Below are 16,659 nucleotides of genomic sequence, written 5' to 3'. Positions count from 1 at the left end.
CGCGGCAGACGCCGCGGCCCGTCGAGCATCCCTGGGGGGTCCACATCGAGGTGGGACAGCCCGAACAGGCAGGGCGCCACGTGCTCTTCGAAGCCCACGAGCCGGCGGTGCGGGCGGCCGCGGCATCGGTCAGCGTGCCGCACACCTGGCTCAAGGTGCCCGCGGAACCCGAGGACGTCAGGCCGTGGCTGCCTCGCGGCTGGGTGGTCGACGACGAGGAGAACGGCCATCTGATGGCCGTGGACCTGTCGGCCACGGAACCGGTCGTGCCCGAGGGCTACAGCGGGTCCCTGGAGACGAGCGGCAGCGTCACCTTCGTCCGGGTGCACGACGCTGCGGGCGAACTCGCCGCCAAGGGCCAGGTCGCCCTGCTCGGCCACGAGGCGGTCGTCGACCGCGTGGTGACCGAGGAGACCCACCGCCGCCGCGGCCTCGGCGCCTTCGTGATGCGCACGCTCGCCGACCACGCCGTGGCCGCGGGCGCGTCCCTCGGTGTCCTGGGGGCGACGGACGAGGGGCGCGCGCTGTACGAGTCGCTGGGCTGGAAGGCGCACGCCAGGCTCGCGGCGTGCGCCTACAGGCCGTAATCCTGCTGCGCCCTGCCGGGAACGTGAGCTCGCGGGGCGGCATCCGTACGAACATCACCATGGAACGGATCTCCGTACCGTCATGACTCATCGCATTGACTGGATCACGCGCGCCGAGACCAGCGCCGACATCCCCGCCGTCCGCGAGATCGTCCTCGCCGCGTTCGACACACCGCTGGAAGCCGACCTTGTCGACGCCCTGCGCACCGATTCCTCGTGGATCGAGGGCCTGTCGATCGTGGCCACCGACACCCGCGGCAGGCCGGTCGGTCATGCGCTGCTCACCCGCTGCCACATCGACGACGTCCCGGCCCTGTGCCTGGCTCCCGTCGCCGTGCTCCCCGAGTACCAGGGGACGGGTGCCGGCTCCGCAGCCGTTCGTGCCGCCCTGGAGGCGGCGAAGGGCATGGGCGAGCGCTTCGTCACCGTCCTCGGACACCCGGCGTACTACCCGCGGTTCGGCTTCACGCGGGCCTCGGCCCACGGCATCGGGCTGACCATCGACGTCCCGGACGAGGCCATGATGGCCCTCGCTCTCGACGCCGGCCACCCGCTGCCGGCCGGTACCGTCCGCTACGCCGCGCCGTTCGGCATCTGATCCGAACCGGCCGTCCGACAGGAACCGCCGGGCGGGGCGTCACGACGTCCCGCCCGGCGGCTGCCGCCTCTCCCTGGCGACGGCAGTCGGTCACCAGGTCAACCCGGTCACGAAGTCAGGAAGTCACGAGGTCACGAAGTGCACGTGCCCAGCATCGTCGTCAGCATCTTCTTCTCGTCCTCCGTTATGGTCAGGCCGTAAGTGGACTTCACTGAGGTCCAGGCGCGGCCGTAGGCGCACCAGGCGGTCTTCGCCGGGGGCTGCCACTGGTCGGGGCTCTGGTCGCCCTTGCTGCGGTTCGTCGCCGCCGAGACGGTCAGCAGCTGCGGGTGCGTGAGGTCGTTGGCGAGGGCCTTGCGCCGGTCCGTGGTCCACTGATCGGCGCCCGACCGCCAGGCGTTGGCCAGCGGCACGATGTGGTCGATGTCGACCTGGGAGGCCGCGGAGAAGGTCTTGCCGTCGTACAGGCTCTGCCAGCTGCCGGAGACCGCCCGGCACTCCGCATCGCGCTTCACGCCCTTGCCGTCGCGCCCGAGGATCGTCTCGCGGGTGTCGCACTTGTTGCCCTGCTGGGCCCAGTGCGGGAACTTGTCGCGGCTGTAGCCGGTCATCGGCCGGGGCTTGGCCACCGTCAGCCCGTTCAGCTGCTTCTTCGCTTCCTCTGACGACGACAGGGCGGGAAGCCCCGCATCGCTCGCGGCGCCGCTCGGCTTCCCGTCCCCGGGCCCCTGCCCCGGGGGCGAGGCCGAAGCGGCAGGAGGAGTACTGCGGGCGGGGGACTTCGCCCCGTCCGCGCCGTCCTTGCCGTCCTTACTGTCCTTGCCGCAGCCTGCGAGCACCATCCCGGCCGCGCACACCAGCGCCACCCCTGCACCGACCCGCACCTGATGCCTTATCACTACCGTCATCCCCCGCCCATCGCCGGAAGGTTCCGCTGCCAAGCTGCCCGCCAGACAGATCCACAAACAGAATGAAAATGCCACTTAAGTCCTTATACGGCAAATCCCGTATGCGGCATGCCTGCCTGCACCACCAGCACCGGAGGCAGTTCTCCACCCGTGAGGGGAGAAGCTCCCCCCTGGGCTGGACACAAGGATGCAACCGGAGTTCCACCCGGTGGCCGATGTGAGGTGAGGCCCGGCGGCGCGACAGTGAAGGCATGAAAAGACCACTGACCAGGCGGACGTCCGTGGCCGGCATGTCGGCCTGTGCGGCCGTCGTCGCCACGCTGATCTCCCCCACCGGCGCCCAGGCCTCCGCCGTGCCCGTCCGGCCCGAGCTGCGTACGCCCGAGGGCACCACCGTGCTGCCGAACCTCGACGACGACGCCTGGCGCTGCTCTCTGCGCCCCGGCGACCTGGACCGGCTGGACGTGGCCGTCGACGAGCGGCTCGCCGCCTGCAACGACGCCGCGGACGAGGTGGTCAACGGCGCCGCCGATGCCAGAGATCTCACCCCGCTGAGGGTGACGCCCATAGCCGTGAGCGGCCACGCCGGCGGCCGGGTTTCACTGCCCGCCGCCCAAAGCCCCTACGCGCGCATCTTCGTGATGCGCGACGGGAAGTACGTGGCGCTGGGTGCCGGCGGACGCTTGAGCCCCGAGGAACTGCGGCACGGGGTACAACTGGCCGTTGAGGGCCGTGACATCGTGCGTGACCGCAAGCGGTGGGACGGCCGGATCGAAGTGACCCTGTCCGTCACGCAGCACGGCATCACCCGGCATGCCCGGGCGGGCCTGCACGTGGCACCGGTGCTCCTGCAGCACGACCTGCAGCGCGCGCAGCACGTCTTCGCCGCCGCTCCGGGCCCCGGCGAGGGGCAGCCCGTCGAGGTCCCCGCCGCGACCCGGCCTCCCGGCCAGTGGCGGGAGTTCGCGGACTCCCTGCGCAAAGCCGCGAGGGAGTCCGGCCTTCCCGAGAGCGGCGTGCGGTTCCAGCCCGGCACCGCGCAGTGGTGGAGGGACGTCTGGCGCCAGGACATCGCCGAGCCCGGTTACGTCACCAGGACGACGCCCCACGGCCGGCAGACGCTGCGCATCCTGCTGCGCTCACCCAACTACTGGACGTCCGCCGACGGCCGCACCGCGAGCCTTCGCCGCGCCGGACGACTCCTCTACCGTGACCTGCGCGGTCCCGATGTGGGCGTGGTCCAGCAGTACACGCCCACGTCCCGGCGCGAGAAGAACGTCGACGAACTGCTGAACTTCACGGGCAACTTCGAGTCCCTGCCGCCGTACGCCGGGCATCCGCAGGGCCGGGTCCTCTACGGCAGCAGCGCCGACCGCCGTCCCGACCCGTCGTTCGTCGGCATGCTGAACGCCCAGGGGCAGCAGCCCGCGGTGGTACTGGACACCTCCTGGCTGCTGGTCGGCCACGTCGACGAGACCGTCCACGTCGTACGGGCGGACAATGCGCGCGGCTGGACGCTCGCCGTCTCCGACCCCCGCAAGGCCGTGGCCTTACTCAAACAGGCCCGGCGGGCGGGCGAGGGCGGTCAGCACCTCTTCGCCGACACGGTCGCGGAGGCCAAGCCGACCGTCGACGAACTCCTGCGCTACGAGCAGCACGCCGGTGACAACGAGGACGCCGCCCGGCACATCGACGGACAACTCGCGGTCCTGCTGCGGGAGACCGGGCTGAAGCCGCAGGAGATCGTCCGCCTCCCGGTCCTCTACTACAGGATCGAATCGGGCGAGGGGCAGCCGCGTCGCCACATGGCCCTCTCCCCCGCCCTCGCCAACGGACTGTCCTTGACCGCCCGCGACTTCGCCGCCCCCACCCCGCACGGCCCGCGGGTCGCCGGCCGTGACCTCTTCCGCACCGAGACCGAACGCGCCCTGGCCGCAGGCGGCGTGCGGGTGCACTGGGTGGAGAACTTCTCCTGGGCCCACCTCGGGGGCGGCGAAGTGCACTGCGCCACGAACGCCCTCCGCGAGATCACGTAATGGCCGGTGGTCGGCAGCGGAGGGCGGCCCGCTGCGTCAGGACACGGTGATGCTGCGCGTGAAAGCGGTCACGGAGAGAGCGCCGTTGGTCACCGTCTTCTCGAACGGGACCGTCAGGTGGTCGCGGGACGCCGGAGGCGTGACGCGCAGATAGCCGGCCTCCACCATCCGCGGGGCGTCGGCGTGGGCCCATGCCAGAGCGGCCTCTGCGGAACCGCCGGGCTGCAGGCGGAGGGTGCTCTTGCCGGGGTCGGGGACGAAGTAGGTGCTCCCCCAGGAAGTGCTCGTGTCGACGGCCTTGTGCCGGGTGTCCTCAAGCTGCAGGCCGGGGTAGCCGCGCAGGGCGCAGGTGCGGCCGGAGGTGTTCGTGAGCACCAGTACGGTGCCTTCGTGGGACATGCCGTGCTGATGGCCTCCCTTGTCGGACAGTGAAGCCCGCAGGCCGGATGCGTCGCAGGTCGGGGTCCGCCCGGCGGCCGGGGCGGCCGAGGCGGTTGCCGCACCGCCGAGGGCGGCGGCGGTCGCGGCCGTCGCCGCTATCGCCACGGCCGTGGCCGCTGTCCTGCGCAGGGTGCTCCGTAACATCGTGTCCCTCCAGCGTTCGAACGTCTTTGCTTTCCGGCTACCTCATCTTGGCCCGTCCATTCCTCCGGGGTCACGGGGACCCCGGGTATGCGGCGAGGGCGGTGGCGTCCCCCTTGGTGCGGGGGTGCCACCGCCCTCGGCGAGTGCGGGGTGGTGCTGAAGCTGTGCGCTGATCGGTGCCGATCGGTGCCGGTGCCGGTCAGTAGGCGGAGTTGACGTTGTCCATGGAGCCGTACTTGTCAGCGGCGTAGTTACAGGCAGCGGTGATGTTGGCGACCGGGTCGTAGATGTCCCACGAGGTGCCCTCGACGTGGTACGCCTTGAACGTCGGGTCGATCACCTGCAGCAGACCCTTCGACGGAACACCGTTCACAGCATTGACGTCCCAGTCGTTGATCGCACGCGGGTTACCGGTCGACTCACGCAGCACGTTCTTCTTGATGCCCTCGTACGAGGCAGGAATGCCCTTCGCCCGCAGAATGTCCAGGGACTCGTTGATCCAGCCGTCAAGATTGTCGGCATACGCCTTCTTCGCCGGGGCGGCAGGCTTGGCCGGGGCCGCGGGCTTCGCGGGAGCGGCAGGCTTGGCCGGGGCGGCGATGGCCTTGCGCTCGGTGGAACGGTTGGCGGCCTGCTCGGCCGCCCGCTCCACGTCCACCTTCACCTTCGCAGCAGCATCCGCACCGGCCTTGGCCGCAGCGTCAACGTGCTGGTCCAGCTCGGCCTGCTGCGTCTCACCGAAAGCCTCGGCACTCCACGCCACCGGCTTCACCACAGCAGCAGCGGCAGCGACCGGGGCAGCGTGCGTGTCAGCGGCGAAAGCGTGCGGGGCGACGGCCACCGCGACGACAGCGGCACCGGTCGCGGCAATACCGGCGACAGAGAACTTGTGAATCTTCGGCAGACGGCTATAAGCGGAGACGGTGGAGCGCATGAGTGAGCTGAACCTTCCAATCGCGGATGTCGCCCGGCCCTGAAGCGGCGCAGAAATCAAGCGCCGTTTCTCGGTCGACGGCGCCCAGCGACCCCGCAATTGTTAGCGGCGGCCAAAACCCCTGACAAGGGCTGTGACCTACTACGCCCCTTCATCGCCGACCCGCGAAAACCCGCCCTGCCCCCGCATTCACCCACGGCTGTCCACTAACCGGATTCGTAAGTGATCCAGGCCTCATGCGCGGCCTCACACGCCACCACCCCCGAAACAACACAAAGCAAGCACGAATACGCACAGCGTCAGCGGAAATGCGGGGTGGTTCAGCTCGCGGCTGCGGCTGCAGCTGCCCCCGCCGTTTCCCGTCCGCCGGGGTGACGGTGCCGCCAGATCCAGAAGACCGTGCAGGAGAGGGCGGCCCAGGCGAGCAGGACGGCGAAGGGGAAGAAGTGCTGGTGCTGCCGGAAGTACACGGCGGTGTGCTGAGCGTTCACGGAGGCCCCCGGCGGCAGCCAGCGGCCGATCTCGCCGAGGAGCGAGGGCAGCAGGGGCCAGGAGACGGCGCCGCCGGAGGACGGGTTGCCCAGCAGGACCATCAGACCCCAGGTGGGCAGCATGGCCCACCGCCCGAAGAGCGCGTTGAACATGGTGAAGACCATGCCCGAGGTGAACATGGTCAGCGCCAGGATCAGCCAGGACTCCGCGAACGGCAGCCGCACCGCATCCAGCCCCCAGTCCACGATCGCGGCGATGGTGAAGCCGCCCAGCACGGAATAGACGGCGGTGAAGGCGATGCGTTCGGCCGGATTGAGCTCGCGGGCGTGGACGCTGAGCTGGATGGCCCCGACGAAGCCGACGACGACCGACGCCAGGGTGATGTAGAAGAGCGCGAGGCCGCGCGGATCGCCCTTCTGGAGGGGGTTGATGTCCCGCACGGCCACGGGGATGCCGATCTCCTCGCCGACCTGGGGCGCGGTCTGGGTCAGCAGCTGGGCGACGGTGGCGCCGGAGGCGCCGGAGACGTCCAGCTCGGCCGCGTGGTGGCGGTCCTGGAGGATGGCGTAGACCCGCTGGTCCTCGACCGCGTTCCGGGCCTCCTCGTAGGCGGCGAAGTGACGCAGCCGGAGCTCGGCTCCCAGCGCCCTTTCCATGCCCTGGACGAATTCGGCCCTTTTGATCTCGGACGCGGGGACCCCGGTGACGGCCGTGGGGATGTTGTGCGGGGTCGGATTGGCCATGGCGTAGGTGTAGGAGCCCGCGAAGAGCCCGGCGGCCGCGGCCACGATGAGGACGAGCACGGCGGCGGGGAAGAACGGTGAGTGACGGAAGGCCGACCAGCAGCCCTCTTCACCCGTGGGGTCACGACCCATGCGGTCACGATAGGCAGATCATCCGGATACGGCGCGGCCCGTGGTCCGCCCGGGGGGCGGGCCGCTCACCCCTGATTCTCGGCTTCGGCACTCGGTACGGTGTGCGAGCGGGCGCGCTGTCCTTCGCCCCGTGGCCGGAGGGGTGGGGGATGGCGGAGATCCAGGACGAGTTGATCCGTGCGCTGCCCGATGCGCTCAAGGCGCATGCGGCGCAGATGGCGTACAAGACCGCTTTCCGGGACGCGCGGCGGAGCGTCACCTACGGGGAGCTGGAGGAACGAACCGCGCGGCTGGCGGGTCACCTGGCGCGGCTGGGGGTGCGGCGGGGCGACCGAGTGGCCCTCCACCTGGGCAGCCGGGTGGAGATGGTGGAGGGGTTCCTCGCGACCCTGCGGGCGGGGGCCGTAGGCGTTCTGCTCGATCCCGGGGCGGCGGACGCGGAGCTGGCGCACTTCCTCGACGACAGCGGGGCGGTCGCGATGATCACCGAACAGGCCGGGCCGTTCCCCGTCGTCGACCCCGCCCCCGTCGCCGGGCCGTCCCCTGTCGCCGGGCCGGAGGGAGCCGCACGACCGCGCCTGCACTCACGGATCGTGGTGGCAGGCACGGACACCGTGCCGGACGGGGCACCCACAGGCACGTACGCCTTCGAGCGGCTGACCGGGACGGATCCGGGGCGGGCGCCCCGGGACGACCTCGGCCTGGACGAGCCCGCCTGGATCCTCTACACCTCGGGGACCACCGGGCGGAGCAAGGGCGTCGTCTCCAGCCAGCGCACCGCACTGTGGTCCGTCGCGGCGGCCTACGTCCCGCTGTGGGGTCTGGAGCGGGAGGACCGGCTGCTGTGGCCGCTGCCGACGTTCCACGCCTACGCGCACTCGCTGTGCCTGCTCGGGATCATCTCCGTGGGGGCGAGCGCCCGCCTCCTCGACCGCGGCGCGAGCGTCGCGCAGGCGCTCGCCGAGCAGTCGTGCACGGTCGTGGCAGGGGTGCCGGCGACGTACCACCTGCTCACGGAGGCGCTGCGCAGCGCGCCGCAGCCGCGGCAGCCGTCCGGCGTACGGCTGTGCGTCACCGCCGGCGCGCCGTGTCCCCCGGCGCTGCGGGCGGACGTCGAGGAGCTGCTGGGTGCCCCGTTGCTCGACGGCTACGGCAGCACCGAGACGTGCGGGAAGATCGCGGTCGACAGGCCCGGCGACCCTCTGGACGACGGCCCCGGCGCTCTGCCCGTGCCCGGTGTCGAGGTGCGGCTGACCGGTCCCGGCGGTGGCGAGGAGGTCGCCGACGGGGCGGAAGGAGAGATCTGGGTCCGCGGTCCGAACCTGATGATCGGGTATCACAACCGCCCGGACGACACCGCACGGGCGTTCAGGGACGGCTGGTACCGCACCGGGGATCTCGGGCGCCGCACACACGGCGGCCGGCTGCTGGTCACCGGCCGGGTTAAAGAGCTGATCATCCGTGGAGGCGAGAACGTCAGCCCGGTCGAGGTCGAACACGTCCTGCTCGGCTGCCCCGGCGTCGCGGACGCCGCAGTCGTGGGCAGGCCGCACGACGTGCTGGGCGAGGTGCCGGTCGCCTTCGTGGTCCCCGGACCGCACGGAGTCGACACCGACCGGGTTCGCGCCGTGTGCCGGGAACGGCTGACGGGCTTCAAGGTGCCCGACGAGGTGTACGAGACCGGCTCCGTACCCCGTACCGCCTCCGGCAAGACCGACCGCCCGGCGCTGGCCCGGCAGTTGACCGAACGGCTCGCGGCGGCGCGCGAGGACGCCGCGTCCGCCCTGCGCAGGCGACTGCTCTCCCTGCCTGCGTCCGACCGCCACGACGCCTTGCTGCGCCTCGTCCTCGCCCGGGCGGCGGACGCCGGTGGCGTGCCGGAACAGGAGCAGGGACAGGCACAAGAACAGGAGCCGGGGCATCCCTTCAGTGCCTCCGGCATCACCTCCCTCGGAGGCGTACTGCTGCGCGACCGGCTCGGCGCGGACACGGGGCTGGAGCTGCCCGCGACCCTGGTGTTCGACCACCCGACGCCCCGCGCCGTGGCGGAGTTCCTGCACTCCGCACTGCTCGGCGGCCGTGCCCCGGCCGCCCGTACACCCGGCGGAAGGACGCGCAGGGCGTCCGAGGAGCCGGTGGCCATCGTCTCCATGGCGTGCCGGTTTCCGGGATCCCGCGACGACGTGGCATCCCCGGAGGAGCTGTGGCAGTTGCTCGTGGACGGGGTCGACGCGACCTCGGACCTCCCCGGCGACCGCGGCTGGGACCGGGAGAACCTCTTCGACCCCGATCCGGACCGGCTCGGCGCGTCCGTCACCCGCCGCGGCGGCTTCCTGCGCCGGGCGGCCGACTTCGACGCGGCCTTCTTCGGGATGTCCCCGCGGGAGGCGCTGGCCACCGATCCGCAGCAGCGGCTGCTCCTGGAGACCACCTGGGAGCTCTGTGAGCGGGCGGGCGTCGACCCGGCGGAGCTGCGCGGCAGCGACACAGGCGTCTTCGTCGGCGTGATGCACGACGACTACGCAGGCCGTCTCCTGCACCGGGGGCCGCACGCGCTCGAGGCGCACCTCGCGCTGGGTTCGACCGGCAGCGTGGCGTCGGGCCGTATCGCGTACGCCCTGGGGCTGCACGGGCCTGCCGTCACGGTCGACACCGCCTGTTCGTCGTCCCTGGTGGCGATGCACTGGGCGGCGCAGGCGCTGCGGTCGGGCGAGTGCTCGCTGGCGGTGGCCGGCGGCGTGACGGTGATGGCCACTCCGGCACCCTTCGTGGCGTTCAGCAGGCTGCGCGGCCTGGCGCCGGACGGCCGGTGCAAACCGTTCTCGGCCGCGGCCGACGGCACCGGCTGGGCCGAGGGCACCGGAGTGGTCCTGCTGGAGCGCCTCTCCGACGCCCGGCGCAACGGCCATCCGGTCCTGGCCCTGCTCCGTGGCTCGGCCGTCGGCTCCGACGGCGCCTCCAACGGTCTCACCGCGCCCAGCGGCCCGGCCCAGCAGCAGGTGATCCGTCGGGCCCTGGCCGACGCCGGGCTGTCCCCGGCCGACATCGACACCGTAGAGACGCACGGCACCGGTACCGCGCTCGGCGACCCCGTCGAGGCCCGGGCGCTGCTGGCCGCGTACGGGCAGGAGCGGCCCCCCGGCCGGCCGCTGTGGCTCGGTGCGCTGAAGTCCAACATCGGGCACACCCAGGCCGCGGCCGGTGTCGGCGGTGTCATCAAGACCGTCCTTGCGATGCACCACGGATGCCTGCCCGCGCATCCTGCACTGCGAAGAGCCGTCGCCCCGCGTGGACTGGTCGCCGGGCACCGTACGGCTGCTGACGCGGGATGAGGAATGGCATCCGGCGCCCGGCAGTCCGCGCCGGGCGGGGGTGTCCGCGTTCGGCATCGGCGGGACCAACGCCCACGTCATCCTCGAAGAGGCCTCCTGGAGTACCGAACCGGAATCCGGAACAGAAGCCGCAACGGGAACGGAAGCGGGAACGGAAGGCCGCGCAGCCACCGCCCCCGGGCGTCCGAGGGCGGTGCCGCCCTTGCTGCTGTCCGGTGCGGACCCGCAGGCTCTGCGCGCTCAGGCCGCGCAGGTGGCGGCTCTGCTGCGGAAGCGGCCCCGGCCGGCCCTGCTGGACGTCGCGTTCTCCCTGGCCACGACCCGGTCCGCACTCACCCACCGGGCGGCGGTGACCGGAGCGGACCGCGAGGCACTGCTGAGCGCTCTGGACGCACGGGCGGCAGCCGGAACCGGCACCGGCCCTGGTGCCGGCGCCGAAGCCGGCACCCGAGCGAGGCCTGCCAACCCCACCGCGCGACTGGCCCTGCTGTTCTCCGGACAAGGCGCGCAGCGGCCGGGCATGGGCCGGGAACTGCACGGCGCCTTCCCCGCGTTCGCCGCCGCCTTCGACGCCTTGTGCGAACGGTTCGATGCCGAAGGCCTGGAGCGGCCCCTGCGCTCCGTGCTGTGGGCGGAGGACGGCACCGAGGACGCCGCTCTGCTGGACCGGACCGACTTCGCGCAGGCCGGGCTGTTCGTCTTCGAGGTGGCACTGTTCCGGCTGCTGGAGTCCTGGGGAGTACGGCCGGACGTCCTGTCCGGGCACTCCGTCGGGGAGCTCGCGGCGGCTCACGTCGCAGGTGTCCTGTCGGAGCCGGACGCCGTGGAGCTGGTCGCGGCCCGGGGCCGGCTGATGCGGCAGCTGCCCGGAAACGGCGCCATGGTGGCATTGGAGGCCTCCGAACACGAGGCGGAGCAGGAGCTGACGGGCCGGACGGGCTGGGTAGACCGGACGGGCTGGGCGGACCGGACGGGCTGGGCGGACCGGACGGGCTGGGCGGACCGTGTGGCGGTCGCGGCGGTGAACGGCCCCCGGTCGGTCGTCCTCTCCGGCGACGAGGACGCCGTGCTCGCCGTCGCGGCACGCTTCGCCGCGCGGGGGCGCCGCACCACGCGGCTGCGGGCCGGCCATGCCTTCCACTCACCCCTGATGCAACCGATGCTGGATACGTTCGGGCGTGTGGCGGCACGGCTGACGTATCGCGCGCCGCGGATCCCGGTGATGTCGACGCTGACGGGGCGCCCGGCCGCCGAGGACGACCTGTGCTCGGCCGCGTACTGGGTGCGCCACGCCCGCGAAACCGTGCGCTTCGGGGACGCCGTACACCGTCTCGCCCACGACGAACGGGTGACTGCCTTCGCCGAAGTCGGACCCGGTGCACAGCTGACCGCTGCCGCCGTGGCCGGTCTTGCCGCGGACAGCGAGGAGCCGGCCGAGGGGCGGGCCGAGGCGCAGGCCGACGGGCCGGTGTTCATCACCACTGCACGGGACGGCGCCCGGGAGGCGGAGGCGCTCCTCGCCGCGCTCGGCCGTTTGCACGTACACGGTCTGCCCGTGGACTGGCACCAGGTGTACGCGGGCAGCGGCGCCCGGCGGGTGGACCTGCCGACGTACCCCTTCCAGCGGCGGCGCTACTGGCTGGACGCCCCTGCCGCCCCTGCCACCCCCTCCCCCGTCCCGGATCCTGCGGTACGGGACGGCCACCCGCTGCTGCCCCGGATGACCACCGTCCCGGGCACGGAGCGGCTCCTGTGCACCGGCGACCTCTCCACCGCGGCCCAGCCGTGGCTGCGCGACCACGTCGTCGCCGGGCGTGTTCTCGTACCCGCGGCCGCGTTCGCCGAGATGGTGCTCCACGCGGGCGACGCCTGCGGTCTGGACACCGTCGAGGACTTCGTGCTGACGGCCCCGCTGGCCTTGCCCGGCTCCGGCGACCGCATCCAGGTACAGGTGGTCCTCGGCGAGCCGGACGCCTCCGGGCGGCGTACCGCCGACGCCTACTCCCGCCCCCAGGACTCGGGGCCACTGGGTCCCTGGACGCACCACGCGACCGGGCGGCTCGGCCGCCCGGCCTCCGGGGCCGGTGGCGAGCGCCCGGACCGGGCCTCGGCCGCATGGCCGCCCCCGGCCGCCGTGCCGGTGGACCTGACCGGTGCCTACGAGCGTCTGGCGGACACCGGGCACGCGTACGGCCCCGCGTTCCAGGGCGTCACGTGCGCCTGGCGAGGGCCGGGCGAGGAGGTGTACGCCGAGGTGCGGCTGCCCGAAGCGGCAGGTGCCGACTCACGCCGTTACGGCATCCACCCCGCCCTGCTCGACGCCGCACTGCACGCGGCACTCCTCGCCGCGCCGTCCACCGGTCCCGCCCGGCTGCCCTTCGCCTGGCGCGGCCTGACCGTACACGCCGTCGGGGCCACGGCCCTGCGCGTACGCCTACAGGCCACCGGTACGGACACCGTCGCCGTGGACCTGGCCGACCCCGCCGGGAAGCCGGTGGCCCGCGTGGAGTCCTTGACCACCCGTCCGCTGCCGGACGCCACCGGCACCGCAGCCGTGGGCGTGAACGGCGGCGGAGGGTTGTACAGCCTGCGGTGGGCCGTCGTTCCGGCCGAGGGCGAGGGGATCCCCTTGTCCGTGGCAGCACCGGACGACCTGGGCCTGCGTTCCGTGCTGTCTGCCACGCCGGCCGAACGAGGGAGTCAGGCCCCCGAGACGGTGGTGGTCTCCCTCGCTGCGCCGCAGGAAAGCGGTCCCTCGGCCACGGACCCCGCCGCCGAGACGCACCGTCTGACGGCCCGCGCCTTGGCCCTGTTGCAGACGCATCTCGCCGCGCCGGCGGCACCTGGAGCACGGCTCGTGGTGGTGACCCGCGATGCCACCTCCCCCGTGCCGGACCTGCCGGCCGCCGCCGTCTGGGGCCTGGCGCGTTCCGCACAGGCGGAGTACCCCGGGCGTCTGACAGTCGTCGACACCGACGGCAAGCCCGAGTCGCTGCGCCTGCTGCCCACCGCCGTCGCCACCGGCGAGCCCCAGCTCTCCCTCGTCGACGGAGCGGTCCGCGTCCCGCGCCTGGCGGACGCCGACGCCGACGCCCCGTCACCCACAGGCTCACCTGCCGACTCACCCCACGGCTCACCTCACGGCTCACTCATCGGCTCACCCGCCGATTCCGCCACCGGATCGCCCACGGCTGACGGGTTCGCGGGCCGAGACAGGTTCGCGGGCCGAGACGGGTTCGCAGGCCGCGGCGGCACCGTCCTGCTCACCGGCGGCACCGGAGCCCTCGGCGGTCTGCTGGCACGGCACCTGGTCGCCCGGCACGGTGTCCGGCATCTGGTGCTCGTCAGCCGCCGGGGCCCGCAGGCGGCCGGGGCGCGGCAGTTGCAGACCGCGCTGGAGGAGGCCGGCGCCCGCGTGGACGTGATCGCGTGCGACGTGGCCGACCGTACCCGGCTGGCTGCCGTCGTCGAGAAGTACGCGCACCGGCTGAGCGGCGTCGTGCACGCGGCCGGAGCGCTGGACGACGGCGTGCTGGAGGCGCTGACGCCCGGGCGGCTGGCGGCGGTGCTGCGGCCGAAGGCGGACGCCGCCTGGCACCTGCATGAGCTGACGCGGCATCTGCCCTTGTCGCACTTCGTCCTGTTCTCCTCGGCGGCCGGGCTGCTGGGCAACCCGGGTCAGGCCAACTACGCAGCCGCCAACGCCTTCCTGGACGCGCTCGCCCACCACCGCACCGCCCTCGGCCTGCCCGCGCTCTCCCTCGTGTGGGGCCCTTGGGCGGGCGGGGAGGGGATGGCGGCGCGCACCGACGGTGCCGAGCGGGCCATGGGCGGCGTGCTGCGCGCGGTCTCTCCCGAGCAGGGGCTGGCGCTGTTCGACGCCGCGCTGGGCAGGGGCGAGCCGGTGCTCGCTCCGCTCCTGCCGGACCGTTCCCGGCCGGCGGGCCCCGCCGGGCCGCCCGTACCGCCTCCCCTGCGCGGGATACTGCGCCCGGCCCGCCCGATCCGCCCGGCCCGCCCGACCGCCGGGCCCGAGGACGGCGGGGACGACGGGAACGGCACCGGACCCGCGGCAGGAGCGGACACCGGACCCGAAGACGCGGCCGGGTCCTGGCGGGAGCGGCTCGCGACACTGCCGGAGGCCGACCGGACGCCCGCGCTGCTGGAGCTCGTCCGCGCGGAGGTCGCCGCGGTTCTCGGCCACCCGGACGCGGCGGCCGTGGCGCCCGGACGCCCCTTCACCGAGCTGGGCTTCGACTCCCTGACCGGGGTGTTGCTGCGCAACCGCCTCGGCATGCTCACCGGCCTGCCGCTGCCCGCCACCGTCACGTTCGACCGGCCCAGCGTCGCGGAGCTGGCCGGTCATCTGTACGAGGAACTGCGCGGCATCCCGGCGACACCGCCGCCCGAAGCCGCCGTCGCCGCCGCGGGACCGGCCCCGCGCGGAAGGGCACGGCCGCCGCAGACCCTCGCCTCCCTCTACCGGCGGGTGTGCGGAACGGGCGACGTCGTCTCGGCGATGCACATGCTGGTGACCGCCTCGCTCGCCCTGCCCTCCTTCGGCCCCTCCGAAGCCTCCCGGCACGAGCTCGCCCCGCTCACGCTGGCCGAAGGCACCGGCGGTCCCGCACTCGTGTGCTTCCCCGCCTTCTCCCCCCGCCTCGGCAGGCCCTGGTACGCCGCGCTGGCCGCCTCCTTCGCCGGCGAGCGGGACGTCCTCGAGATCCGGCACCCCGGCACCGCGCACGGCGACGCCGTCCCGCGCGACTGGCGAACCCTCGTGGACCTGCACGCCGGCACCGTGCGCAAGCACCTGGGCGACCGCCCGTACGCCGTCCTCGGCTACTCGATGGGCGGCTACCCCGCCCACTCGGTCGCCGCGCGGCTCGCGGCGACGGGCACGCCGCCGGCCGGCCTCGTCATCGCCGACGCCTACCACGTCACCCCGGACCGCGAGGAGGAGCCGTGGCTGCTCGCGATGCCCGCCCGTCTCCCCCTCCAGCTGGGCGAGCGGTTCGACACCGCCGTGGACGACATGTCGATCGCCGCCCTGGGCGCCTACACCCGCATGGCCCGCGGCTGGCACCCCGAACCGACGGACGTCCCCACGCTGCTGATCCACGCCAGGAAGCCGCTCCCACCCGCGCATCCCGGCGCCGGGAGCCGGACACAGGGCGGCGGCCCCCGGAAGCCGTCCTGGCCTGCGCCGCACACCGCCGTGGAGGTTCCCGGCGACCACTGGACCCTCTTCGAAGAACACGCCCGCACCACGGCCGACGCGATCCGGTCCTGGCTCGGCAGTACGCGGACCCCCGCCGGCGGGTAGACGCCGGGAACCGTCATCCTGTCGGTGAAACGATGGCCTGATGGCCCTTCACCCGTTACTGGACGTCGCTGAACTCCCCTCCGTAGAGGCGTATCTCGAACGAGCCGGCACGGTCTTCACCGCCTTCCGGGATCAGGACTCGGGATGCGTGTCCTACGGCGTCCGGCTGCCCGGCGGAGAACGGTGGTTCGTCAAGGAAGGCACCACCGGGAGCGCGTGTCTCTCCCTCTGCCGGGCGTGGGCCTTCCACCGGGCCGTGAGCCACCCGGTGATCGTCCCGCAGGTCCACCGGATCGCCGTGCGCGGCAACTGGGCAGTGGTCATGCCGTGGCACGAGGGCGAGGTCCTGTACCACCCCACTGCCGGCGGCGCCGCGGACCGCACCGCGCCGGGCAGCGCCATGGCGCGTTTCCGGGCGCTGCCGCTCCCTCTCGTCACGCGCGCGTGGGAACGGATCCTGAGCGCGCACCTCGCCGTGGAGGAAGCCGGCTACGTGGCCGTCGACTTCTACGACGGCGCGCTGCTGTACGACTTCACCGGCAACACCATGCGTCTGGTCGACCTGGACGAGTACCGCCCGGGCCCCTTCGTCCTCGAGGAGGACCGGCTGCCGGGTTCACGGCGGTTCATGGCGCCGGAGGAGTACGAGCGCGGCGCGACCATCGACGCCCGCACCACCGTCTTCACGCTCGGTCGCGCCGCCCGGCTGCTGCTCGACGCAGGTGACGACGAACGCGCTTGGCGCGGCGGCCCGGCTCGGCTCGGCGTGCTGCACCGCGCCACCCGGGCGGAACCCGGGCGGCGTTTCGCATCGGTCCGCCGGTTCGCCGCAGCGTGGCATGCCGCCGGCCGGGCATGACCCCGGGCGCGCCCTGCGCGCGGCGACAGCTGCCGCGAAGGTCGCCGCAGTCGGCCCCGTGGCCCCCTGGGCATCCGCATCCTCTGAGAGCGTGAACGCCCCCTCCGCAAAAGAGCGTTCGGGCGCA

At 73.2% G+C, this 16,659-nt stretch carries 8 protein-coding genes and 1 pseudogene; 5 read left to right on the top strand and 4 right to left on the bottom strand.

All coding sequences use genetic code 11. The annotated features are described in order from the left end of the window. The first annotated feature begins 50 nt into the window (after positions 1–50). Both FGW37_RS31600 and FGW37_RS31595 read left to right on the top strand, forming a co-directional pair. Complete coding sequence (locus tag FGW37_RS31600; RefSeq protein ID WP_246430668.1) at positions 51–587, top strand: GNAT family N-acetyltransferase; 537 nt, start codon at positions 51–53, stop codon at positions 585–587. A gap of 82 nt (positions 588–669) precedes the next feature. After that, a complete protein-coding gene (locus FGW37_RS31595) occupies positions 670–1,185 on the top strand; it encodes a GNAT family N-acetyltransferase (RefSeq protein WP_179084203.1) in 516 nt (171 codons plus the stop codon). Between the two features lie 131 nt (positions 1,186–1,316). Here FGW37_RS31595 and FGW37_RS31590 read toward each other — a convergent pair whose 3' ends face one another. Next, the gene (locus FGW37_RS31590) at positions 1,317–2,084 is read right to left on the bottom strand and encodes an HNH endonuclease family protein (protein WP_246430667.1); all 768 of its coding nucleotides are present in this window, start codon (positions 2,082–2,084) and stop codon (positions 1,317–1,319) included. 260 nt (positions 2,085–2,344) lie between these two features. Between FGW37_RS31590 and FGW37_RS31585 the strand changes: the two genes are divergently transcribed. Further along, positions 2,345–4,129, top strand: coding sequence for a protein-arginine deiminase family protein (locus tag FGW37_RS31585; protein WP_179084202.1), 1,785 nt, complete (start codon positions 2,345–2,347; stop codon positions 4,127–4,129). A 36-nt stretch (positions 4,130–4,165) separates the two neighbouring features. Here FGW37_RS31585 and FGW37_RS31580 read toward each other — a convergent pair whose 3' ends face one another. From FGW37_RS31580 to FGW37_RS31570, 3 genes are all read right to left on the bottom strand, one after another. Beyond that, entirely contained in the window at positions 4,166–4,714 is a 549-nt protein-coding gene (locus FGW37_RS31580) for a DUF4232 domain-containing protein (protein WP_179084201.1), read from the bottom strand. A 199-nt stretch (positions 4,715–4,913) separates the two neighbouring features. Then, a complete protein-coding gene (locus FGW37_RS31575; protein ID WP_179084200.1) occupies positions 4,914–5,648 on the bottom strand; it encodes a transglycosylase SLT domain-containing protein in 735 nt (244 codons plus the stop codon). Positions 5,649–5,968: 320 nt separating this feature from the next. Then, positions 5,969–7,015: an ABC transporter permease gene (locus FGW37_RS31570; protein ID WP_179084199.1), complete on the bottom strand. Its 1,047-nt coding sequence runs from the start codon at positions 7,013–7,015 to the stop codon at positions 5,969–5,971. Positions 7,016–7,164: 149 nt separating this feature from the next. Here FGW37_RS31570 and FGW37_RS34285 point away from each other — a divergent pair. Then, positions 7,165–15,673: pseudogene (locus FGW37_RS34285) on the top strand (type I polyketide synthase). A 40-nt stretch (positions 15,674–15,713) separates the two neighbouring features. After that, entirely contained in the window at positions 15,714–16,532 is an 819-nt protein-coding gene (locus FGW37_RS31560; RefSeq protein ID WP_179084198.1) for a serine/threonine protein kinase, read from the top strand. The last annotated feature ends 127 nt before the right edge of the window (positions 16,533–16,659 follow it).

Origin of the sequence: Streptomyces rectiverticillatus, assembly GCF_013394065.1 — a bacterium.
Lineage (GTDB): Bacteria > Actinomycetota > Actinomycetes > Streptomycetales > Streptomycetaceae > Streptomyces > Streptomyces rectiverticillatus.
The sequence above is the reverse complement of the archived record's forward strand: the minus strand, read 5'-3'. Positions and strand labels throughout refer to the sequence as shown.

What these genes read in the sequence shown, in the direction of transcription:
- FGW37_RS31595 (WP_179084203.1), top strand. Translation starts at nt 670, where the DNA reads ATGACTCATCGCATTGACTGGATCACGCGCGCCGAGACCAGCGCCGAC.
- FGW37_RS31585 (WP_179084202.1), top strand. Translation starts at nt 2,345, where the DNA reads ATGAAAAGACCACTGACCAGGCGGACGTCCGTGGCCGGCATGTCGGCC.
- FGW37_RS31580 (WP_179084201.1), bottom strand. Translation starts at nt 4,714, where the DNA reads ATGTTACGGAGCACCCTGCGCAGGACAGCGGCCACGGCCGTGGCGATA.
- FGW37_RS31575 (WP_179084200.1), bottom strand. Translation starts at nt 5,648, where the DNA reads ATGCGCTCCACCGTCTCCGCTTATAGCCGTCTGCCGAAGATTCACAAG.
- FGW37_RS31570 (WP_179084199.1), bottom strand. Translation starts at nt 7,015, where the DNA reads ATGGGTCGTGACCCCACGGGTGAAGAGGGCTGCTGGTCGGCCTTCCGT.
- FGW37_RS31560 (WP_179084198.1), top strand. Translation starts at nt 15,714, where the DNA reads ATGGCCCTTCACCCGTTACTGGACGTCGCTGAACTCCCCTCCGTAGAG.